Annotated in this window: 21 protein-coding genes and 1 pseudogene; 9 read left to right on the forward strand and 13 right to left on the reverse strand. The window is 51.2% G+C overall.

Translation table 11 applies throughout. The features are described from left to right. Nucleotides 1-20: 20 nt before the first annotated feature. A complete protein-coding gene (locus ABD949_RS26395; RefSeq protein ID WP_345248736.1) occupies nucleotides 21-713 on the reverse strand; it encodes a glycosyltransferase family 2 protein in 693 nt (230 codons plus the stop codon). A gap of 136 nt (nucleotides 714-849) precedes the next feature. On the opposite strand from ABD949_RS26395, the gene ABD949_RS26400 reads away from it, so the two are divergent. Next, a complete protein-coding gene (locus tag ABD949_RS26400) occupies nucleotides 850-1,653 on the forward strand; it encodes a Rossmann-like and DUF2520 domain-containing protein (RefSeq protein WP_345248738.1) in 804 nt (267 codons plus the stop codon). A gap of 3 nt (nucleotides 1,654-1,656) precedes the next feature. Here ABD949_RS26400 and ABD949_RS26405 read toward each other — a convergent pair whose 3' ends face one another. Both ABD949_RS26405 and ABD949_RS26410 read right to left on the reverse strand, forming a co-directional pair. Beyond that, nucleotides 1,657-2,889, reverse strand: coding sequence for a bifunctional alpha/beta hydrolase/OsmC family protein (locus ABD949_RS26405; protein ID WP_345248740.1), 1,233 nt, complete (start codon nucleotides 2,887-2,889; stop codon nucleotides 1,657-1,659). A 24-nt stretch (nucleotides 2,890-2,913) separates the two neighbouring features. Beyond that, nucleotides 2,914-4,242: a sugar porter family MFS transporter gene (locus tag ABD949_RS26410; RefSeq protein ID WP_345248742.1), complete on the reverse strand. Its 1,329-nt coding sequence runs from the start codon at nucleotides 4,240-4,242 to the stop codon at nucleotides 2,914-2,916. A 173-nt stretch (nucleotides 4,243-4,415) separates the two neighbouring features. Here ABD949_RS26410 and ABD949_RS26415 point away from each other — a divergent pair, with 173 nt between their 5' ends. After that, nucleotides 4,416-5,120 carry a class I SAM-dependent methyltransferase gene (locus ABD949_RS26415; RefSeq protein WP_345248744.1) on the forward strand — a complete coding sequence of 235 codons (705 nt, stop codon included), beginning with the start codon at nucleotides 4,416-4,418 and terminating at the stop codon, nucleotides 5,118-5,120. A gap of 74 nt (nucleotides 5,121-5,194) precedes the next feature. Here ABD949_RS26415 and ABD949_RS26420 read toward each other — a convergent pair whose 3' ends face one another. Further along, entirely contained in the window at nucleotides 5,195-6,064 is an 870-nt protein-coding gene (locus tag ABD949_RS26420; protein WP_345248747.1) for a mechanosensitive ion channel family protein, read from the reverse strand. A gap of 184 nt (nucleotides 6,065-6,248) precedes the next feature. Between ABD949_RS26420 and ABD949_RS26425 the strand changes: the two genes are divergently transcribed. Next, nucleotides 6,249-7,220, forward strand: coding sequence for a polyprenyl synthetase family protein (locus tag ABD949_RS26425; protein WP_345248749.1), 972 nt, complete (start codon nucleotides 6,249-6,251; stop codon nucleotides 7,218-7,220). Nucleotides 7,221-7,235: 15 nt separating this feature from the next. Continuing rightward, complete coding sequence (locus ABD949_RS26430; RefSeq protein WP_345248751.1) at nucleotides 7,236-7,856, forward strand: rhomboid family intramembrane serine protease; 621 nt, start codon at nucleotides 7,236-7,238, stop codon at nucleotides 7,854-7,856. Between the two features lie 19 nt (nucleotides 7,857-7,875). On the opposite strand, the gene ABD949_RS26435 is transcribed toward ABD949_RS26430, so the two are convergent. Further along, nucleotides 7,876-8,508 (reverse strand): SGNH/GDSL hydrolase family protein, encoded by a 633-nt coding sequence (locus ABD949_RS26435; RefSeq protein ID WP_345248753.1) that lies wholly within the window; start codon nucleotides 8,506-8,508, stop codon nucleotides 7,876-7,878. A 131-nt stretch (nucleotides 8,509-8,639) separates the two neighbouring features. Further along, nucleotides 8,640-9,500 (reverse strand): annotated as a pseudogene (locus ABD949_RS26440) (IS3 family transposase); the annotation flags it as partial. Between the two features lie 528 nt (nucleotides 9,501-10,028). Here ABD949_RS26440 and ABD949_RS26445 point away from each other — a divergent pair. From ABD949_RS26445 to ABD949_RS26455, 3 genes are read left to right on the forward strand one after another with little or no spacing between them, the layout of a single operon-like run. Continuing rightward, nucleotides 10,029-10,490, forward strand: a complete 462-nt coding sequence (locus ABD949_RS26445) for a phage holin family protein (protein WP_345248755.1) — start codon at nucleotides 10,029-10,031, stop codon at nucleotides 10,488-10,490. Nucleotides 10,491-10,549: 59 nt separating this feature from the next. Continuing rightward, nucleotides 10,550-11,122, forward strand: coding sequence for a hypothetical protein (locus tag ABD949_RS26450; protein ID WP_345248756.1), 573 nt, complete (start codon nucleotides 10,550-10,552; stop codon nucleotides 11,120-11,122). After that, nucleotides 11,043-11,849 carry a phosphoglycerol geranylgeranyltransferase gene (locus tag ABD949_RS26455; RefSeq protein ID WP_345248758.1) on the forward strand — a complete coding sequence of 269 codons (807 nt, stop codon included), beginning with the start codon at nucleotides 11,043-11,045 and terminating at the stop codon, nucleotides 11,847-11,849. The genes ABD949_RS26450 and ABD949_RS26455 overlap by 80 nt, the downstream gene beginning before the upstream one ends. Before the next feature lie 36 nt (nucleotides 11,850-11,885). Here the strand turns inward: ABD949_RS26455 and ABD949_RS26460 are convergent, their stop codons facing one another. Both ABD949_RS26460 and ABD949_RS26465 read right to left on the reverse strand, forming a co-directional pair. Next, complete coding sequence (locus ABD949_RS26460; RefSeq protein WP_345248760.1) at nucleotides 11,886-12,812, reverse strand: AraC family transcriptional regulator; 927 nt, start codon at nucleotides 12,810-12,812, stop codon at nucleotides 11,886-11,888. A gap of 173 nt (nucleotides 12,813-12,985) precedes the next feature. Further along, nucleotides 12,986-14,125, reverse strand: coding sequence for an acyl-CoA dehydrogenase (locus ABD949_RS26465; RefSeq protein ID WP_486348253.1), 1,140 nt, complete (start codon nucleotides 14,123-14,125; stop codon nucleotides 12,986-12,988). A gap of 125 nt (nucleotides 14,126-14,250) precedes the next feature. On the opposite strand from ABD949_RS26465, the gene ABD949_RS26470 reads away from it, so the two are divergent. Then, entirely contained in the window at nucleotides 14,251-15,057 is an 807-nt protein-coding gene (locus tag ABD949_RS26470) for an alpha/beta hydrolase (RefSeq protein WP_345248764.1), read from the forward strand. Here the strand turns inward: ABD949_RS26470 and ABD949_RS26475 are convergent. The 5 genes from ABD949_RS26475 to ABD949_RS26495 all read right to left on the reverse strand — a co-directional run bounded on the left by ABD949_RS26475 (nucleotide 15,050) and on the right by ABD949_RS26495 (nucleotide 21,442). After that, on the reverse strand, nucleotides 15,050-15,733 hold the full coding sequence (locus ABD949_RS26475; protein WP_345248766.1) for a TVP38/TMEM64 family protein: 684 nt from the start codon (nucleotides 15,731-15,733) through the stop codon (nucleotides 15,050-15,052). The two genes, ABD949_RS26470 and ABD949_RS26475, sit on opposite strands and share 8 nt — an antisense overlap. 63 nt (nucleotides 15,734-15,796) lie before the next feature. Beyond that, entirely contained in the window at nucleotides 15,797-18,235 is a 2,439-nt protein-coding gene (locus tag ABD949_RS26480; protein ID WP_345248768.1) for a 3-hydroxyacyl-CoA dehydrogenase/enoyl-CoA hydratase family protein, read from the reverse strand. Nucleotides 18,236-18,313: 78 nt separating this feature from the next. After that, nucleotides 18,314-18,793: a MarR family winged helix-turn-helix transcriptional regulator gene (locus tag ABD949_RS26485; RefSeq protein WP_345248770.1), complete on the reverse strand. Its 480-nt coding sequence runs from the start codon at nucleotides 18,791-18,793 to the stop codon at nucleotides 18,314-18,316. Between the two features lie 182 nt (nucleotides 18,794-18,975). Further along, nucleotides 18,976-20,193: an MFS transporter gene (locus ABD949_RS26490; protein ID WP_345248772.1), complete on the reverse strand. Its 1,218-nt coding sequence runs from the start codon at nucleotides 20,191-20,193 to the stop codon at nucleotides 18,976-18,978. Between the two features lie 10 nt (nucleotides 20,194-20,203). Continuing rightward, entirely contained in the window at nucleotides 20,204-21,442 is a 1,239-nt protein-coding gene (locus ABD949_RS26495) for a TlpA disulfide reductase family protein (RefSeq protein WP_345248774.1), read from the reverse strand. 162 nt (nucleotides 21,443-21,604) lie between these two features. Between ABD949_RS26495 and rsmH the strand changes: the two genes are divergently transcribed. Further along, complete coding sequence (rsmH, locus tag ABD949_RS26500) at nucleotides 21,605-22,519, forward strand: 16S rRNA (cytosine(1402)-N(4))-methyltransferase RsmH (RefSeq protein ID WP_345248776.1); 915 nt, start codon at nucleotides 21,605-21,607, stop codon at nucleotides 22,517-22,519. Nucleotides 22,520-22,622: the final 103 nt, after the last annotated feature.

Genomic DNA, 22,622 nt, shown 5'->3' on the forward strand with positions numbered 1-22,622 from the left:
CATGCCAGTATCAACGGGCTTTACCAATACTTAAATATGGTGGTAATAATTTTATAGCCTGCCAATACCGTGCCTTTGACTGTTCCCGATATTTTAGAAAAACCGATTCGCCGGCGATAGCTGACGGGCACCTCCATAATCCGCAACCCCTGCTTAGCGGCTTTCAGTTGCATCTCTACGGTCCAGCCGTAGGTAGTATCCTGCATCTGTAGCGCCAGCAGTTTATCAAATCGCATTGCCCGAAACGGCCCCAGGTCTGTGTAGCGTACGCCGTATAACCACCGCAGCAACGTAGTGGCTAACCAGTTGCCAAATACCTGCTGGGGAGTCATAGAGCCCGACTGCCGGTTGCCCAGTGCCCGCGAACCGATTACCAAATCAACCTTTTCCTCTACAATCGGCTTTACCAAAGCCGTCATTTCGACCGGGTAGTCTGAGTAGTCGGCGTCTAAAAAAACCACAATGTCCGGTTTTTGTTGCCGATTGTTAGCGTAGGCTATGCCCCGCAGGCAGGCCCGGCCATATCCCTGTACCGGTTCGTCGAGAACAGTCGCCCCGGCCTGCGCTGCCTGTACCGCCGTCTGGTCGTTGGAGTTGTTGTTGACAACGATAACTTCCTGCACCAGTTCCTTCGGAATTTCGCGTATCACATTGCCGACGGAGTTCTCTTCATTAAACGCCGGAATGATAACGACTATGACGGGTTGTTCCAAAATCAACAAAGCTTCATTCAACTGTCAAAGCTACACGTTCTGGATTAGAATCTGTTGTCTGGCTACCGACATTAATGGGTATTAACCATATTTGGGAAATTATGAACACGGATTGGTAAGCTAGTAGTAAAGCATCATGGAAATATCATTTATCGGAGCGGGCAATCTGGCCTGGCATCTGGCCCCGGCCCTGGAAAATGCCGGGCATCACATTAATGAAGTGTACAGCCGGCAAGCACAAGGTGCCCGGCAGCTCGTCGGTATACTCTACGATGCCCATACCCAGCCGGACCTGAACTTTGCCGACAGTGCCTCTCAGCTATTTATCCTCGCCGTTCCCGATGACGCTATTGACGAGGTTTGTGCCCAGATTGTACTTCCCGAAAACGCCATACTGGTGCATACGTCGGGCAGTAAACCACTGAGCCTATTGCAGCAGCTACTAGGAGTATACAGCGACGTACCGGTGCGAACCGGCGTATTTTACGCCTTACAGACATTCAGTAAAGGGCAGCCGCTGCTGGACTTCGAACAGATTCCCCTCTGTATTGAAGCCAGCGACCGGGATACCGAAGCGCAGTTGGTACACTTGGGGCAGGAGCTGAGCACGATTGTTTATCTGGTAAACTCGCAGGAGCGGAAGGTGCTGCATCTGGCGGCTGTGTTCGCCTGCAACTTCTCCAACCACCTGCTGGCGCTGGCCAAAGACCTGACCGATGCCGAAAATCTGGAGTTTGACTTGCTGAAGCCGCTGATTGCCGAGACCTTCCGGAAAGCCATGAACGCCAAGCATCCGGCCGAGGTGCAGACGGGCCCCGCTCGCCGGGGTGACCAGACCATTATGCAGATGCATACCGAATACCTGGCCGCTCATCAACCCCAATGGTTACCTGTTTACCAGCCACTATCCGAAAGCATCGCTCAGCGGTATCGCCGTTAGGGCCTATTCAGCATCTGAATCTTCCAGTTCAAGCAGCGTCGAGACAATCTGAACGGAGGAGTGCAGCGTGCGGTGTACCGGACACTTTTCGGCAATCTCCAGCAGGCGGTTGCGTTGTTCGTCGGTTAAGTCGCCTTCTACCTCGATCTCCCGCGAAATCTGGTCAAGCATGGGTTTCTTCTCGGTATGCTCTGAGTCCTGCGCGTGAATCTTGTCGTGCTGCAAATGCACGATCACGTTCTTTAATGGCCACTGCTTGCGGTCGGCGTACATCCGGAGGGTCATGGCGGTGCAGGCACCTAAACCGGCTGTGACTAGGTCGTACGGGGTTGGCCCCAGGTCGTGCCCGCCGGGTATCGCTTTCGGTTCATCGGCCAGCAGCGAGTGATTGCCCGCTTTCACCTCCGTGGTCAGGGAGTCCGGTCCAATGCGCACGGCAACGCGTTTGTGCGAAGTCAGTGGCTCAGCCTGTGGGATGTCAATGTAGCGCTTGACCCAGCTGGCTATCATCTCGCCCCCATACAGCGAATCCTCCGGCTTGGTCATCAGGTGGTCGGCACCGTCGAGCGAGATAAAACTCTTGGGATGACGGGCCGCCTGATAAATGGCTGCGGCATTGTCGATACTGACGGTTCTATCCTGCGGGGAATGCAGCACCAGCAGTGCCCGCCGTAATGCGTGAATATCGGTGGCTGGCTCAAATCGGCTTAGATCATCCAGGAACTGCTTCTGCACCGTAAAAGTCCGTCCGCCAATGCTAACCTCTGCTTTGCCCTCTTTTTCGATCTGAGTCAGGTCTCCTTTCAGCAAATGCTTTACATGGTCAGGGTCACAAGGCGAGCCAATGGTCACTACCGCTTTTACAGACGGTAACGAACTGGCGGCCATTAAAACGGCCGTACCGCCCAGTGAGTGACCAATGGCCAGGGCCGGTGCCTGATAGTGGGTTTCGAGGTGTTCGGCGGCACTAAGCAAGTCGGCAATGTTGGAGGAGAAGGTGGTGTCGCCAAATTCCCCTTCGCTCTCACCCAGGCCGGTAAAGTCGAACCGGAAAACGGCGATGCCATTCAGGCTGAGCGCTCTGGAGATGTTGCGGATAGCGGTAAAGTTCTTGGTGCAGGTAAAGCAATGGGCGAACAGGGCAAACGCATGAGGCCGCCCGTCGATGGGTAGTTCGAGCAGACCGGAGAGTACGTGGCCATCTTTATTCTGGAACGAAACTTTGATTGATTTCATAGGCAGCAGGTTAAGTAACCAACGTCAGTGGGCAACAATTGTTCGCTCGATCTGCTCCAGCGAGGTGCCTTTGGTTTCCGGCATGATCCGCCAGACAAACAGCAACTGCAGCACCATCATGATGCTGAAGAACAAAAAGGTATTGCCGCCCCCGAAGGTATCGGCGATGTACGGGAAGGTAAACGCAATAATGGCGGCCATCAGCCAGTGCGTAAAGCTGCCCAGCGCCTGCCCGCTGGCCCGTACTTCGTTCGGGAAAATTTCGGAAATAAATACCCAGATAACCGCTCCCTGCGAAAAGGCAAAAAAGGCGATGTAAATAAACAGGTAGATAGGCACGGTCATGCCGCTGAAATCCTGCACGTAAAAAGACCGGGCTACCAGCCCTAGGGTAACGATTAGGCCGACGGAGCCAATCAGCATCAATACCCGGCGGCCAAAGCGGTCGATGAAGTTCATCGCCAGCAGCGTGAAAATAAAATTAATGAGGCCCACGCCCGCCGACGACAGCAGCGCCGAACTGGTTCCCAGTCCCGTCATCTCAAAAATTCGGGGTGCGTAGTATATAATAGCGTTGATGCCAGATACCTGATTAAACACCGCAAACAGCACCGCCAGCATCACCGGCGTCCGGTATTTGGCCGAAAACAGGGATTCTGAGGGGGAGTCCTGCACCAACTGATGTGTAGTAATCACATCGCTGACTATAGCATCGGCATTGGCCGGGTCAATCTGCGCCAGTACCGCTCTGGCTTTTTCAACTTCGCCTTTTTTGGTGATCAGCCAGCGCGGGCTTTCCGGAACCCCCAAAATGGTGATTAAAAAGAGGAGTGCCGGCAGCGCTTCAACGCCGAGCATCCACCGCCAGGCATCCTCGCCAATGCCCTGTAGTGCGTAGTTCGACAGGTAAGAGACCAGAATCCCAAAAACAATGTTGAACTGAAACAAAGCTACCAGCCGGCCCCGTGATTTGGCGGGCGAAATCTCCGTGATATACATTGGAGCCGTTACTGACGATGCGCCCACGCCCAACCCGCCGATAAACCGGGAGAACAGAAACACATACCAGTCGGTGGCCACCGCTGAGCCGATAGCCGACAACAGGTATAAAAGGGCAATCCAGAAAAGGGTGGTCTTGCGGCCCAGCCGATCGGAGGGAATGCCGCCGAACAGGGCGCCGATCACGGTACCGATCAGGGCAATAGATACCGTCAGGCCATGTTCAAACACGTTCAGGCTCCAGTACTGTTGAATGGCTTTTTCGGCACCTGAAATCACCGCCGTGTCGAAACCGAAGAGAAACCCACCAAGGGCAACGACGATCGACCAGAGAAAGACTTTTCGGTTGTTCATAGTGGTCTTTATTTCTGCTAAGATAAGAACCGTTTACTAACTTATGTTACCTTTTGTCTACTCCAGTATAAGTACGCGAATTCAAAATTGCGGGATTCCCCTCTACCTGAAGACCTGCAGGTGCCGCTACCTTTGTTGCACAAAATAGCCACACCACAAAAGAACAGTAAGCAATGGAAAAGCAATTCTGGTTTAAATCTTGGGAGTTAGAAGGGCACTACACCAGCTTCCACCGTCGAGACATCCACCCATTCGTTATGGAGCACCTGACACCGGAGGTCCTGACAGGAAAGTCCATCTTTGTTCCGCTCTGCGGCAAAGCCGTCGATATGGTCTACTTTAGCCTGTATGCCGAGCGGGTGATCGGTGTAGAAATCGTAGAGAAGGCTGTATTTCAGTTCTTTGACGAAAACAAACTGTCCTACGAGCGAATCGGCAACCGGTTTGTGTCGGGTAACATCACCATTTTCTGCGCGGATATGTTTACGTTGACGCCCGAAGAAGTGGGCGAAATTGATCTCGTCTATGACCGGGCTTCGCTGGTAGCGTTGCCATTCTCCATGCGAATGAATTACCTGAGGAAGCTGGAAGAACTGACCCAGCCGGGCTGTATCTATTTCCTGAATACGCTGGAATACGCACCCACAATGGATACCCCGCCGTTCAGTATACCACCGGCTGAGGTAGAACGTTATTTTTCCAACTATGCCATTAATCATGTTGAAAGCTCACTGCAGCCCAATCATGGTATGGTTCATAAGTTCGGGCTGGAGTACCTGATCGAGCACGGCTTTATGATGCAAAAATTGTATGGCGCCAGACGGTCACTCACTACCGAATCGGTAATCAACCGTTACAGCTTTTCTTACGATTCCTGATTCAGATAGCTAAGCGATTATAAAGCACTATTGCTGAAAAAAGGAAGCCGGGGCTGCTGCTCCGGCTTTGCTGTTTACGAATTAGGCGGCTGTTCCTGTAGCCTCTTTTTTAGGTCGAAGGTATGGGGGGGAAACAGGATTAAGATTTTATTCGTATCAAAGGCATCTTTGATTGTTTTGATGGCTTCGCTGGTAGCGAGTGGGGCGCTGGTCAACGTCTGGTCGATCCAGAACCAGACCATAAATTGAACCATTTCTCCTGTAAAAGCCCGATATAGCATTTGAACCGGCCGGTCTTTTCGAATAAACGGTAATGTGTTGATAGCTTTATGAACTACCTCCTGGGCTTTGTTTAGGTCGTCCAGGTAGGAAACGCCGGCAACAATCTCCAGGCGTCGTTCGCCTGAACGGGAGTAGTTGATAATCGGCTTCTGAAAAACATCCTTACTGGGAATCTCAATCTCCTGCCCCTGCATATTATCCAGCACGACCGACCGGAGTTTTATCGAGATAACACGGCCGGTAAAGCCGTTGGTCTCAATGGTGTCTCCGAGCTCAATAGGTCGCTGAATGGCAATCATGGTGCCGGAGATAAAGTTAGTCGTCAGATCCTGGAAGGCAAAACCAACCGCCAGCGCAATGACTCCCGCCCCGGCCAGCAGGGACGTAACTGTTTTGTCGAGGCCCAGCACGCCCAACGCAAAGAACAGTCCAATTACATTGATTACCAGCACTACAATACTTTCAAGCAGGCCTTCCAGAGACGCGTTGCCATTGACATGGCTCAGAATGCGAACCAGTACCCGCCGAGCCGTTCGGGCAATCAGGTTGAAGATAAGAATGACCAGAATGGCAACAACCAGATTAGGCAGGTTACTGATGGCAATTTTAGACCACGCTTCGAGCCGCTGGTAGATCAGCCGGACCATTTCATTCACTTCCATTAGCATAAGAACAGACGTTGAGGTTTCTTATAAAAACCGCCAGCTATCCCTACTGTTTCCCAAACTTCCTAGGAGGGTAGGGGCGCAGGTCGTTATCCTACCGTGTCGACGCAGCCTTCCCTTAAGTAATCCAATGGTTACCGGCTAAGCGAATTTTGCTATTTTTGGGCCAAAACCCACAGGAATGATCCCAGCCAATTTTATTGAGGCACTTCATCAGGAGATTCTACAGACCCAGTACGGCCGGTACCCCGCCGAGCTGTACGACCCGATCCGCTACATTATGAATCTGGGTGGCAAACGCCTTCGTCCGCTCATGACGCTCATGGCCGCCTACCTGTACACCGACGACTGGAAAAAGGCACTCAAACCAGCGGTGGCTGTCGAGGTATTCCACAACTTTACCCTCATGCACGATGATATTATGGACCAGGCTCCGCTACGCCGGGGGCAGCCAACGGTGCACGAAAAGTGGAATCATAATATCGCCATTCTGTCGGGCGACGTCATGCTGGTCAACGCGTATGAATTATTGCTGGATGTGGAGACTCCTCACCTGAAGCGGGTTTTGGCGCGCTTTAACCGGACAGCCGCCGAAGTTTGCGAAGGACAGCAGTGGGATATGAATTTTGAAACCCGCTGGGATGTCACTGAAACGGAGTACCTGGAGATGATCAAGCTGAAAACGTCTGTATTGCTCGGCTTTGCGCTGGAGCTGGGTGGTATCATTGGGGGAGCCGATGAAGCCAACGCGGCCCGGTTGCGCGAAGGGGGCATTGATATAGGCATCGGCTTTCAGTTGAAAGATGATCTGCTGGACGTGTACGGTGACCCGGCTAAGTTTGGCAAGCAGGTCGGCGGAGATATTATTGCCAACAAAAAAACGTTTCTTTTAATAGAAGCGCTCCAGCAGGCCACCGGCAGCCTTAAAGATGAACTCACTGGCTGGCTGAGCCGGACCGAATTTGATAAGCAGGAAAAGGTGCAGGCCGTTACGGCTATTTATGACCAGTTGGGCATCCGCGAAATCACCGAATCCCGGATTAACCAGTATTTTGCCGAGGGATTTGCTAATTTTGACCAAATTGAGGCTGAGCCTGCCCGCAAAGACATGCTGCTGACATTTACCCGCCAACTGGTGGAGCGCGAAAGCTGATGTAACCCTACGATCATGAGTATTACCATCGCCATAGTTATTATTACCGTTGTGCTGAGCCTGTGGGCGTGGAGAGATACGTCTCTTATGGACCGCTGGGTGATGAATCCATACAAAGTAGCCCATAAGGGACAGTATTACCGCCTGATTACCTCCGGCTTTCTGCATGCCGACTTTGGGCACCTGTTCTTCAATATGTTCAGTTTCTGGATTTTTGGCGGATTGATTGAGCGTATTTTTCTGGGCCTGTTCGGGCCGAGCGGAGGCTTTTTTCTGCTCCTTTTCTACATAGCCGGTATTATTATTTCTGACATTCCCACCCTGATCAAGCACCGTAACAACAGCCGCTACAATTCACTGGGGGCGTCGGGCGGGGTTTCTTCTATCATCTTCGCGGCTATTCTGTTCTTTCCCCTACAGGACCTGTGCCTGTACGGTATTTTTTGTATGCCGGGATTTATTTTTGGTATCCTGTATCTGATTTACTCCTATTACGAATCCCGGCGCGGGGCCGGTTTCATCAACCACGACGCGCACTTTTACGGAGCTCTGTTTGGCGTACTTTGTATGGCTATTGTGTACCCGCCCGTGGTGCCATCCTTTGTTGAGCAAATTGCCGGCTGGCGTCTTTTTTAAACATGAAATCTCCAGCTTATTACTTTGCCAGCAATGTCTTTACGACTGGCAACGCCTGTTCGGCCCATTGGCGGTACTGCTGGCCGGAGAAATGAAGGCCGTCGGAGGCAATCTGTGAAGGGTCTCCGGCTGCTGTACGAGAGGTAGTTGTAATGTCGATGTAGGCAATATTCAGTTTTGCAGCTTCTTCCTGCGCCACAGCATTGAAAGCGTCTATCTCGGCGGCAATCTTCCGGCGGTCGCGTCCCTGCGCGAAAGGTGATACACCCCAGTCGGGAATCGACAAGATGAATACCCGCCCGGCGTTCCCTCCGGCATAGCGGGTGGCGGTTTGCAGCAACTCGCGAAACTCGGTGCGGTACGTCTCCAAAGTCTGACCGCGGTATTGGTTATTGACGCCAATCAGCAGCGATACCAGGCTGTAGGTCTTCTGGTTGTTGCTGGCTTTGATGGCTGTCTGTAGCTCATCGGTAGTCCAGCCGGTGCGGGCAATAATTTCCGGAGCAGCGACATCTACACCCTCATTCCTAAGCATTTTGGCTAACTGAACACTCCACCGGTCAGCTTCGGGTACACTTTCGCCAATCGTGTATGAGTCGCCGAGGGAGAGAAAGGTAAAGGTATGCCGGGTAGTTATTGGGTCGGTAGTCATAACATCGTTCTGCTGAGAAGAACAGCAGGCCAGTAAAGCTAGCGTAAAAGTGAATAAGGCCTTCATAAGTAAGATCGTCCTTGCGCGTTCTAAGGTTGAGGTGGTCCGGTTTAGGTTTACAGTGAATTCTCTTATCTGGTGTAAAAATCCTGTTCAAATACTACTGGGCTCTTGTTGCCCAAAGACGAATGTCGACGAACTCGGTTATGGTACACTTCAATGTAATCAAAGATCTCTGTTCGCGCATCATCCAAATTCATAAACGCACCATCCTCTAATACTTCCGCTTTGAAACGGCTCCAGAACGACTCTGCATACGCATTATCGTAAGGATCGTCAGCCCGACTCATACTGGGCTGTAGCTGCCAGCGATCAAGTAAGGTCTTTATCTCAGTAGAAACGTATTGACCGCCCCGATCCGAATGAATAATCAACCCCTTAGGTGGTTGCCGTAACTCAAGAGCTGTGGCTAAGGGCTTGACCACCAAAGTGTCCTCCATGTTATCATCGACGCGCCACCCCACAATTCGACGGGAGAACAGGTCCATCCAACTCGCCAGGTAAGCCCATTGCCCATCCACCAGGGGTAAGTAGGTGATGTCGCTAACCCAAATTTGATTAGGAGCCACAGGTAATGGTTCATTAAGCAGTCGGTTAGGCCAATAACCTTTGTTATGACGGCTATCAGTGGTACGAGGTACAAAGCTTTTGGGTTGAATCGCCACTAAACCTTTTGCTTTTAAGATTGTACGGACCCGATGACGGCCAATAGGCTGACCTGCTTCCTGCAATTCAGCGACAATACGACGACTGCCGTATCGACGTTTATGCGTCTTAAACACTTGTTCAACGGCTTGAATATACTCTTGCTGAGTGCTACTAGGCTGATAACTGGCCCCGCGCAGGAAGCGATAATAGGCGGTTCGGCTCACATTCATGACGCTACACAGTGTAGAAACAGAAAACTCTGCACTAGCAGCCTGGATAAAATCGTAAACAGACCTTAACTCCCCCGGCTGAAAATGCTCAACGGGGCCGCCCGGCGGGCTTTTTTTAAGATCTCTCGTTCAATCTCTAGTTGCTGAACCCGTTGTTGCAACCGTTGATTTTCCAGTAGCAACTCACTGGCGGGTCCGGCTGATAGGGTTTTTTCTCCCCTTTGGGCTCTTTGTCTCCACCGGCCCGCCGGCGCGGTCATACTTGCGACGCTTGAGAGGTTTGTTTTTAGGTTGCATGATCTTGCAAAATTAGACAAGTTCACTGTGCCGATTTATTAGACCATCTCAGTTATCAACACCCATTAGGGAGAATATTCTACAATGCTGTAACCAAACAGCAACTACACCTTTGCCGCTACCAATCCGGCCGGTATATTTTTTTAGCAACCTTTCTTGAAAAGTCAATTTAATACGCTATAAATTAGGTTTTTAACAAAGGGCGGTGAAGAATCATGCCACAAACTCAGTTTGGCAAACAAAATGGATAATTTTTTGTAAACAGGATAGTGTGCTCACTAATGTATGGCAACCATGTTAGAGAAATTAGACGAGATACGGGAAAATATATTTCGCTACCTCGAAGCCCGGATTGAACTCTTCAAACTGGAGACTCGCAGCAAGGTAGAGGAAGGAGCCGTTACGGGTACCTACTTTGTAGGGTTGGCCTTATTAGCCACAATTACAACCATTTTTGTTTTTACGCTGCTGGCGGCATTCCTGAACCACGTTCTTGATAGCCGTTACCTTGGTTTTCTAATTGTTGCCGGATTTTTCCTGATTCTGACGGCCATATGGTTCTTTGCCAAAAATGGTATTCAGAACTGGATCCGGAATACAGCATATAAGGCGATTAAAGCTCGTCAGGATCATAAAGCAGAAGAAAAGTCAGAGGCCATCCGTGAGTTGATGGACCAGACCAGAGCCACGATGCAGGAGAGCGGAAGAAGTTGGGAGCAGGAGCAGCAGCGATCAGGCGCGCACTAAGTCAGACCGGGAATTCCTTTCACAAATGAATTTTTTATTAATTTAGACCTGCAAAACCAATGCAAGACCCGAACATACCTTTTGCTGATACCTCAGCCAGAAGGGCTCAGTTGCAGGAGGCAACCGAGCAATACAAGTCGTCTATTGAAGATAATGTACAATCTTTGAAAGGCGATGCCAAAGAAGTAGGTAAAACAGTTGCTTTTGTAGCTGGTGTAGGTTTGGCCGTTTATCTGATTGCCGATGCCATCCTGCCTAAATCAGACGAGTATCGCTACGCTGAAAAGTACGGTGAGCTGGATGATGAGGACTATGATGAGGATGACGACGATAACGATAGAAACAGCTATCGGACGAATTTCGTCGGCCAACAGGAGGAAAGCGATGCCAAGCACGTAACACCAAAGTCGAATAAGCAATTGACCAAAGAGATAAAAGAGCAGCCTAAGAAATCCGCGATAATCGGTATGGTAGGCGGTCTGGTCACTTCAATCCTTACGAATCTGGCTAAGCAGCAGGCTTCGGAATTCTTATCGCGATTACGTCAGAATAATGCAACAAACGCATCCGCATCATCTTCAACCGGTTACCGGGGCTCGTCACCGGCTTCTGGATACACTAATCCGTACTAAGCAACTTGGTAAAAAAGCGTATGCCGTCTTGCTCGATCCCGATAAGGTCGAGCAAGACTCGTTTATAGAGCTGCTTACCCGTACAACCCAATACCATGTTGATTTCTTTCTGGTTGGTGGTAGCCTGATTACCAATTACGCTCATCGCCAGCTGGTTGATGCCATCCGGCAGCATACCCAGACCCCAACCATCCTGTTTCCGGGGAACTGCCTTCATATCGAACCGGGTGCTGATGGAATCCTGCTGCTATCACTCATCTCGGGGCGCAATCCTGAGTTTCTGATTGGCCAGCATGTGATTGCCGCACCTTTGCTGAAGAATAGTGGCCTGGAAATTTTGCCAACCGGGTATATGCTGGTCGATAGCGGAGCGCAGACTACCGTTTCATACATCAGCAATACGACTCCGTTGCCGTACGATAAGCCCAGTGTAGCAGCCTGTACTGCCATGGCTGGCGAAATGCTGGGCCTGAAGCTTATTTATCTGGATGCGGGTAGCGGAGCCCGTCGGCCGGTGTCACCGCAAATGATTGCGGCCGTCCGGCAGGCGGTGGACGTGCCCATACTGGTGGGGGGAGGAATCAATACTATTGAAAAAGCACATGCAGCTCTTCAGGCCGGTGCCGACCTGATCGTTGTCGGGAACGCTATTGAGCAGGACCCCGATTTTTTACCCGAACTGGCTGCCGTTGTTCACTCGTATAATCAGGCACCGGTGCAGGCATAAACAAAAAGAGCAGGTGTCAGCCTGCTCTTTTTGTTTTTACACGTTCATTAGTGACTCCCGACGGCGCATCTTACCGGCCGGAATGCCGAACATCATTTTGAACCGTCGGCAGAAGTAAGCCGTGTCTTTGTAGCCTACTTCGGCTCCAATAGCCCGGATGCTCTTCTTGCTGGTCCGCAACAGCCCTACGGCTGCTTCCATCCGCTGGTATTCAATATAGTCCTGGGGGTTAATACCCGTTAGCATCTTAAAATACTGCCCTACGTAGTCTTCAGACACGTTGGCAACGTTGGCCAACACCTTATTTGATAAGTCACCGCCCAGATTCTCCTTAATGTAAGCAAAGATGTCGATGAGACGTGGGTCTTTGAAGTAGGTACTGTTGGTTACCAATTGCTCAACAAACAGCCGGTGCTTCAGAATGTACCGGATCACTTCAATGACAATCTCCTCTGTTTTGATCTTAATGATCCGGCCTTTGCCTGCCGAATCATTCATGTCTTCAGCCAGAATCTGGTTGATGGTATTCGCCAGATGCTCTTCGCCCTTAATGATGAACGGCGGTATGTCCAGGGAGGTAAAGAAGTTTACGGAGTCGAATACCTTCGCTTCGAACGAGACGTAGCCAAAAGAGTTAGGCAGGTTACCAATTCGCTCCGGATCGCGGTTCGCTTCGAAATACAGCTCCCGGTGCGTCATAAACTCTTCGTTGCTCACCGTTTTAGGGTTGCTGCCGTCACCATAGGTTACGGTGATGTGCTTTCCGCCAGGGATGAAAAGCATATCGCCTTCGTCTACTTTTTGTTTTTCTTCACCGAAGGAAACCTCACCATCGTACAGAATAGTCAGCGAGTTTTCTACATCGTAAAAATTCTTTATAGTAATAGGTTGTAAAACCCGAATATTTCGAGACTTAATAAATTTTACTCCCAGAGATTCTATAATCTTGTTATAGTCTTCCATATACCAGATATTTAATGGGCTGGTGGCAATGATTTGCTGTTTATTGCACAAATCTAATAATTTGTACAAAACTAATACAAGTATAAAAGTTTCCGAATAATAAAAAAAAGAGCGCGGAAACGATAAATTTCCGCGCTCTCATTTTGAAAAATTTACTTTTTACCAGAAAACGGTTATCGGCTTATCTCCCGGGCTATCACTAATTTTTGTATTTCCGAGGTTCCTTCATATATCTGAGTAATCTTGGCGTCGCGCATGAGCCGCTCCACATGATATTCTTTTACGTAGCCGTAACCGCCGTGAACCTGAATGGCTTCTACTGTTGTCCACATGGCTACGTCAGACGCGAAGAGTTTGGCCATAGCCGCAGCCTGTACGTAATCTTTGCCTTCGTCCTTCAGCCGGGCCGCCTTGTAAACCAGCAGCCGGGCCGCTTCAATTTTAGTAGCCATTTCGGCCAGCTTAAACTGAATCGCCTGGTGGTCGAAAATGGCCTTACCAAAAGCCCTGCGTTCCTGGGCATATTTCAGGGCCAGTTCGTAGGCGCCAGCGGCAATACCTAATGCCTGTGCGGCAATACCAATCCGTCCGCCATTCAGGGTCGACATGGCAAACTTAAACCCAAAGCCATCCTCGCCAATCCGGTTTTCCTTCGGAACTTTCACATCGGTGAACATCAGCGAGTGGGTATCCGATGCCCGGATGCCCAGCTTATCCTCTTTTTTACCAATGGTGAAACCCGGTTGACCTTTTTCTACAATCAGGCAATTGATGCCTTTATGATTCTTGGCCACATCCGTCTGGGCCATGACCAGGTAGATATCAGCAGATCCACCGTTGGTTATCCAGTTTTTGGTGCCGTTGAGCAGGTAATAGTCGCCCATATCAACGGCGGTGGTATGCTGTGAGGTTGCGTCGGAGCCGGCCTCGGGTTCCGATAGGCAGAACGCGCCAATTACTTCACCGGAGGCCAGGCGGGTCAGGTATTTCTGCTTCTGCTCCTCGGTGCCATAGGCCTCCAAGCCCCAGCAAACCAGGGAATTGTTGACCGACATGATAACTGAGCAGGAAGCATCTATCTTCGAGATCTCTTCCATTGCCAGCACGTACGAAAGGGTATCCATGCCACCCCCGCCATATTCCGGCGCAACCATCATGCCCAGGAAGCCCAGTTCGCCCATCTCCTTCACCTGTTCTTTGGGGAACTTTGCTTCACTGTCGCGCTCAATAACGCCGGGCAGGAGGACATTTTGGGCAAAATCACGGGCCGCTTCCTGTACGGCCAGATGTTCCTCTGTCAGGTTGAAATTCATGCCTTGTAGTTCCAGCGTTGCTAATGCCATGTTCTTGTTTCAGTTTGTTAATGATGTAGTGATAGGTAAATTTAAAAAAATTATTGCAAAATTCGTATGCTTGCATACTAAAGTACGGCCTTTGCATGACGCCCACACCGGATATACAGCATATTACTTACCAATCGTTCCAACTGGCTTACCGGCAAGTAGGGTATGGACCGGCTATACTCCTGGCGTTTCATGGCATTGGGCAGGACAGTGGGTGCTTCCTGCCCCTGGCTGATACCATTGGACAACAGTTTACCATTTACAGCTTCGATTTATTCTTCCACGGTGCCAGCCCCGGTCCTGCCTCTGAGGAGTTTGTACTTACAAAAACTGACTGGACCCGAATTGTTTCGGAATTTCTGAAAGAAAAAAGCATTAGCCGGTTTTCGGTGATGGGCTTCAGCATGGGGGGGAAGTTTGCGCTGGTCATTGCCGAAGCGTTTGCCGACCGTCTTGATCAGTTGATTCTGCTGGCCCCTGATGGTATAACAATTAGCCCCTGGTATAAATTAGCGACCGGTACTGCGTTAGGACGGGCGCTTTTCCGGTATTTCATCGACCATATGCCGCTATTTAGCCGGGCTGGTCGTGGGCTGGCTGCGCTGGGACTGGTCGATCGTAGTGTCCTTCGATTTGTCCAAAGTACCCTTTCAACGGTTGATCAGCGGGAGCGGGTGTACCGCTCCTGGGTAGGTTTTCGGAAGCTGAAGGTAAAGCTGGATACACTGGCCCATACCCTGAATCATCATGCTGTCCGCATCCGTTTTTTCGTCGGTTGCTTCGACCGGGTGCTGCCTGTTCATTTTACTAAACCCCTCACCCGAAGGCTACATACTTATGAACTGATTATGCTGAAGACGGGGCACCACCGACTGATTGAGAAGGCTGCAACTGCTATTTAGCACGGGAGAGGGCGCGTTTTAGCACGGAGAAAAGACCAACAATAGATACTAACAGCAATACCGCAAACGCTATTTTGGTCCAGCTTCCTTCATTCGGGTTTTCCAAAAGTGTACGAATTTCCCGTGCCTGACTGCCGGTCCAGATAGCCAGAATGGTACGCGGAACCATTCCCAGAAAACCACCAATGAGGATATTTCGCAGCCGGGCGCCCGATAAAGCAAAGACGATGTTTGTGACGGCAAAAGGTAGAATAGGCGATAGCTTGGCAAAAAAGATAAACCGCACTTCCTGCTCCCGAATGCGGGCCAGCATATTTCTGACTTTCGGGTTTCGTTCCAGCACAGCACGCACCTGATCGTGGTCGAGCCAGTGGACGATGATGTACACCAGAATAATAGCCACCATATTCAGGAACAGCAGGGGAGCCAGGGCATGCCAACCCAGGAAATACCCGAATACGAGGGCCAGAAAAGTTGGTAACGTTAGCGAAATAGTGGAGGTAATACTGCAGACAATGGTTGCAATAAGCCAATGCCAGCCATTAAAAGCGGCAATAACCGGTTCGTGCATAACGATATAGTACACCACCAAGGAGGTGGTAAACAAAGGTATGACCGTCAGCACGACGCTGGCAATAGCCGGATACGTTAGTTTCTCTACTACTTGCTCTTCCACGTATATGTAACAAAAAAGTCGGGCAAACGTTGGGTTTGCCCGACTTTGCGGTCTTGGCAACGATTAATTCCGCAGCGGTTTGCCACCCTGTAACAGACTTTGAATCCGCTCCAGGGTTTTCTTTTCGCCCGAGAGGGACAGGAAGGCTTCACGCTCCAGATCGAGCAGGTACTGCTCCGTTACCATTTGCGGGTAGCTCAGGTCGCCCCCGCAGATGACGTACGCCAGTTTGTCGGCAATTTTTACATCGTGGTCGGAGATGAAGCGGCCCATGCGCATCGCGGTAACCCCTGCTTTGAATAAGGCAATGCCTGTACGGCCCTGTACTTTAATGTCATTTCGTGGCTTTGGCTGCGTGTAGCCATTGTCGGCCAGTTCCAGGGCTGCCTGCTTGGCTTCGGCAATTAGGCGGCTGCGGTTCAGCACAATCTGGCTGCCGGGCCGCAGGTAATTCATTTCTTTAGCCTCCTGCGCCGAAGTCGATACCTTCGCCGTCGCGATGTTCATAAAGATGCTCTGGAGGATATTTAATTCCGGATCGCCGGTCTGGTACAGGTCAGAGGCACGGGCAGCCATTTCTTTGGTACCACCACCGGCCGGAATCAGCCCAACACCCACTTCCACCAGCCCCATGTAGGTTTCGGCATGGGCGACAATCTGGTCGGCGTGCAGGTTCAGTTCACAGCCACCGCCCAGCGTCAGGCTGTGCGGTGCCGTCACCACCGGAATAGCCGAGTACCGCGCCCGCATCATCGTTTGCTGAAACTGCGCAATCATGAGGTTGATCTCGTCAAATTCCTGCTCAATGGCGAACATGAATAACATCGCCAGATTAGCGCCCGCCGAGAACGCTTCTGTCGATTCGTTGCCGATGACCAGTCCACGGAAATCTTTTTCGGCAATGGCAATGCTCTTGTTGATGCCTTCGATAACTTCGGCCCCGAAGGTGTTCATCTTGGTATGGAACTCCAGGTTCACAATGCCATCGCCAAGGTCATACAGTGTAGAGCCGGCGTTCTTCCAGACTACGTTGTTCTTTAAGTTCTCCAGAATAATAAAGCTTTCCGTTCCGGGAATAGCCTTGTAGCTCTTTGTTGGAATGTCGTAGTACTTCTGAACCCCATTATCCACCTTATAGAATGAATCGGCTCCGCTGTCGAGCATCTCGTATATCCACTGGGCCGGCTTCATGTTCTCGGCCTCCATTATCTCAAGCCCTTTGCGCACCCCGATAGCATCCCAGGTTTCAAACAGACCCAACTGCCAGCCGAAACCGGCTTTGATGGCTTCGTCAATGCGGTACAGTTCGTCGGAAATCTCCGGTATGCGGAAAGTGGCGTAACGGAACCCATCGGCGAAGGTTTTGCGGTAAAACGTGCCCGCTTTGTCCTGACCCGCCAGCAGCACCGAAAACCGCTTTTTCAGGTTATCGATGTTCTTGGTGGTCTCCAAGGTAGCAAATTTTACCTTTTCCGAAGGCTTGTACTCAAAGGTTTTGAGGTCAAGGGCCAGAATCTGCGTCTTCCCCTTATCGTCTTTCGTCTTTTTATAGAATCCCTGACCGGTCTTATCGCCCAGCCATTTGTTCTCCATCAGCTTCTGCATACCGGCCGGCAACTGGAACGCATCCCGCGACTCGTCATGCGTTAAGGCCTGGTGCAGGTTGTTGGAGACATTGACCGTTGTGTCCAGCCCCACCACATCCGACAGCCGGAAGGTACCCGATTTTGGCCGGCCCACGACTGGCCCCGTCAGCTTATCGACTTCTTCGACCGTCAGACCCATCTCTTCGGCTACCCGAATGGTCTGCACCATGGCGTAGATACCGAGCCGGTTAGCAATAAAGGCTGGGGTGTCTTTGGCCAGCACGGTGGTTTTGCCCAGGTACAGGTCGCCGTACCTCATCAGAAAATCGATGATGGTGGGGTCGGTATCCGGACCAGGGATGATTTCGAGCAGGCGCAGGTAGCGGGGTGGGTTGAAGAAGTGCGTCCCGCAGAAGTGCCGCCGAAAATCGTCGCTGCGCCCTTCCGACAACATATAAATTGGAATACCGGATGTATTGGAGGTAACCAGCGTACCGGGCTTACGGAACTGCTCTACGCGCTCATACAGTGACCGCTTAATATCAAGCCGTTCAACAATGGCTTCAATTACCCAATCGTATTTGCTGATCTCCTGCAGGTTGTCGTCAAAATTGCCCAGTTTGACCCGGTCGGCGAATTTTGGGCTATACAGCGCTGCTGGTGACCCCTTGAGGGTGCTCTGAAAGGCTTCGTTAACAATTCGGTTCCGAACCACTGGTTTATCCAGCGACAATCTCTTGGCTTGTTCGGCGGGTGTGAGTTCGTTCGGTACAATATCGAGCAGCAGCACCTCAAGGCCGATGTTGGCGAAGTGACAGGCAATGCGGGAGCCCATGATGCCGGAGCCTAATACGGCTACCCGGCGGATGCTGCGGTTTTTGATGGCGGTTTTCTGTTGTTCGAGGGTTGCTTCCATGAAATGTACTGTAATTCTGTAATCAGTGGATTAGTATCTCCGTTGCTGTTGCCATAACTTGTCATTAAAGCAGGAACGTTATTCCATCGTTAATGCTTCCGTCTCGGACGATGAGCTTTCTTTCAGCCGGCCGTTTTCCTCCTCGACAATCCGGTTGATTTCTTTTATAACGTCAAAAAAGACCACCAGTTTATCCAGGGGAATCCGTTCGCGTATCATATTATTGAACTGGATAACGCCGTCGCGGGCTATCTCCCTCTTCTTTTTACCTTCTTCGGTCAGCATAATACGCACAAAGCGCTTATCGTTCTCATCGGTCTCGCGTCGTATCCAGCCCCGGTCCTCCAGGCTTTTCAGCATTCTGACTAGGCTTCGGGGCTCCATGCCCAGTAACGGACCAATTTTGGTGGCCGGTGTACCGTTTTCAATATCGATGTTCAGCAGGACATAGCCGATGGCCATTGTCATATCGTACCGGGCGGCATACGCATTATACATCCGCGAAATGGCATGCCAGGCCCATTTAACATGAAAATCAACCGTCTTCTCCTTTTTCATACCCGTCTCGCTTCTATTCCATGTGCTTGTCAAGGTCGGTAAATCTACAAGTTTTTGAAGATATTATGCAAGCATACTATTAATCTGGTATGACTAAAATGGACTTAAAAAGTCTACCCCAAGTTACCTGCAGCATTTTCGTCACCGAAAAGCTATTCAGAGGACCTGGGGTACATCCGGAATTACTCGGCAGGAACGGCAACTACCGCCACATCGATGGGCTTAACGGTGCGGGCAATAAAAATGCTCAGGAAGATTATGGTAATGGCTACATACCCAACCCAGTCGTAGTGAAGCAACTGGCCGGTTGGCGATTTCTGAACGATTAGCCCAGCTCCGTACGTAGCCGCAGCCTGGGCCAGAAGTTGCACCGACGAGTTGAAACTCATGAAGCTACCCCGCTGCTGGGGTAACACTACCGACGATACCATAGCCTGTGTAGGAATCATGCGGCCGTTGGTAAAAATGAAAAAGATACCCGATACAAAGAGCACATAGGTCATCGGCGAAGGCCCCATTTGCGTAATCAGCAGAATCGGAAGGAGCGACAATACCGCGAAGACCATAAAAACAGGCAGTTTGCCCTGACGGTCGGCCAGTTTACCCACCAACGGAGCCGAAAAGATGGTCAGCGCACCCCCAACCAGATAGATCAGATACAACTGGCTTTCGCTGAAGCCGGCGTTAGACACCAGCGAAGGCGACAGAAAGGGAATTATACTGAAATGTCCCAGCATGAGTACCGTAGTCAGCAAGAGGGCCCGTAGCTGGTTTGGGTTTTTTACTACGGCCGTGATGGCGGTAATCGGATGCGGCCGGCTGCCTCGCTGCTGCACGTGGGCATTGATGCGGGGAACAAACCGGATAATTAATCCGGTAACAATGCCACCTAAGCCGCCTAAGGCCAGAAAGGGAGCATGCCAGCTGATTTCAGTAGCCAGATACAACCCCAGCGGAATACCCACCACCGAAGCCACGGAGAAAGCAGTCATAACAAATGACATGGCCTGCGCCCGGCGCTGGTAGGGAAAGGCATCGCTCACGATAGCCATCACCTGCGCACCTAATATACCACCGAACAAACCGGCTATGGTACGGGCCGCCACCAGCAAACCGAACGTAGGAGCCAGCCCGCAGGCAAGGGTGCCGACTACAAACCCGATGTAGCCGAACAGAATGACCTTTTTCCGATCAAAGCGGTCGACCACAAACGCGGCCAGAAAACCGGAAGCGCCGGCACTCAGGCTATAGGCAGCTACCAGAAAACCAAACTCTTCGGTGCTCAGATTGAAGTACCGCATCAACTGCGGTCCCATCGGCATCATGATGATAAAATCGACAATGTGCGTGAAGTTGATGCAACCCAGCACAAACAACAGCAGTTTTTCCTGACGAGACATTATAATAGTGTTACTCCGCCAGTAGCTTATCTACCAGCCGGTTAAATTCTTCGACATATTCATCGTAATACTTGCCGGTACCCGGACCGGAGAAACCGGTATGAATATGCCGAACGTTTCCTTTCTTATCCAGAAAAATGGTGGTTGGGAAGGCGACCACCCGGTTCAGGGCCGGTAAGGCTTTGGAGGCTTCGGCTTTATCATTCGTTCCGGCCAGCACCACCGGGTAATCGACATTAAAGCGGTTGACCATCCGTTGCAACTTGGGTGCAGACTCGGTCAAATCGGCTGATTTCTCAAAAGCCAAACCCACAACCTCCACACCCCGCTGCCGGTTCTTTTGGTACCAGGGGCTCAGAAAGTTGGTTTCGTCCATGCAATTGGGACACCAGGAGCCCAGAATCTGGAGAATGACAACTTTATTCTTAAACCGCTCGTCGTTGCTGGACACCACTTTACCAGTTGCATCCGGGAAACGGAAGCTAATCGTTTTGTTGCCGGGCTTGAGGTACGTCAGCGTAGCCGGGTTGGGCAGCGTGGCATTGGGGTCCAGGCGGGCGGTCCAGTTTTCGACGTAGGTAGCGCCGGAGCGAAAAGTACCGCTTAGACTACCGTCCGGCTGCTGTTTTGCCTTGAATAAATAAGCATGGTTGCCGTCGAACGTTGACAGAAACAGGCTATCGCCGTAGACATTGCCCTGGAGGTAACGGTAATCGCCGGTAGGGGTCAGAAACGTCCCGGTGAGTTTATCGCCCTGCTGGTCAAACACGCCAACGGCCAGCGTGGTATCTTTGCTATCGACGGCGCGGAAGAGCGTAGCCCATTTACCGGAAACGCTCGCTTTTGCCGGTTGGCCATTGGGCGCAAAGCGGTAGTTAACCCCGTGCTGTGCTTCAAACGGTAAAATCTGATAGTCGTTCCCAGTGCGTCGCTTGCGCCAGATGCCCTGTAACTGGTTGTCGGTCACTTTCGCCACCAGTTCTGATTCGAAAATGCCCATCGGAATACGAAGAGAATCGTTTTGCACCGTGGCTGTATCCATCTTAAGCCGCTCATTGGCGGTAAGCGCAAACACGGTATAAGTCTTGCCGTCGGCATTCGGCTGAATATCTAATCCAAACGGAAGTTCTCCGCCGGCAGTCTTTAGAACGGCCCGCCAGGTACCGGATTTTACCGAAACAGGTTGATCACTGGTGCAGGCTATGGGTAGCCCAATCGTAAGAACTGTCCAGAACAGTAACTTTTTCATTCATTCAGGAAGTTTGTGCGGGTGGCTTTATCAGCCGGTCGGTGGCATTTCGCCGAAATTGCTATGTTTGTAACGGCCACCGATTCGCTAAGGTTCCTGACCAATTGGCGATTCAGGGTTGTCTGGTTGAAAGACAAAAAAGTGGCCGGGAAATGCTACTGTATGCACACTACTAATTACCACGAGCCGGTGATGCTGGAGGCCTGTCTGGACGGACTGGCTATTAAACCCGGTGGTACGTACGTCGATGTTACCTTTGGGGGCGGAGGGCACAGCCGGGCTATTCTGGAGCGGCTGGAGGGCGGCCGACTGCTGGTTTTTGATCAGGATGCCGATGCCAAAGCCAATGCTGATGCGCTGAACGATCGACGGCTTACTTTTATAGCCGCCAATTTCCGGCATCTGAAGCGCTACCTGCGCTTGTATGCCATTAAGGAAGTAGACGGTATTCTGGCCGACCTGGGTATATCGTCGCACCAGATTGACACCCCCGAGCGGGGTTTCTCGACGCGTTTTGACGCTGAGCTGGATATGCGGATGAATCAGCAGGCACCCGTTACGGCTGCCCAGATCGTCAACGAGTATCCGGAGGAAAAGCTGCACCGCATTCTGGGTATGTATGGCGAGGTAACCAACGCCCGCACTTTGGCGGGGGCCATCGTATCGGCGCGGCTGAACCGGCCGATGAAAACCGTAAACGATCTGAAGATGGTACTCCAGCGCTATGCGCCCCGAAACCGGGAGAACAAGTATTTCGCTCAGGTATTTCAGGCCTTACGTATTGAGGTAAATGAAGAGCTGAAAGTGCTGGAGGAATTCCTGGAACAGGTACCGGATGCGCTGGCACCCGGCGGCCGGCTGGTGGTGATGTCGTATCATTCGCTGGAGGACCGGTTGGTGAAGAATTTTATCAATAAAGGGAAGTTTCACGGCGACGTAGAAAAGGACCTGTTCGGCAACGAGCAGAAACCCTTGCAGGCGATTACCCGCAAACCCATTGAGGCCTTTGCGGAAGAAGTAAGCCGGAACCCCAGGGCGCGGAGTGCGAAACTGCGAATAGCGGAGAAGATAGAGTAGGCAAGTTTTAGTAGGCAGTTTGCAGTGGACAGAATAGGTTAGCAAACGTCAGGCTTTATTTTCTGGATACTTTCAATTGCCTGCTGCCCACCGAGAACTACCT

Source organism: Nibrella saemangeumensis (genome assembly GCF_039541915.1).
Taxonomy (GTDB): Bacteria; Bacteroidota; Bacteroidia; order Cytophagales; family Spirosomataceae; genus Nibrella; species Nibrella saemangeumensis.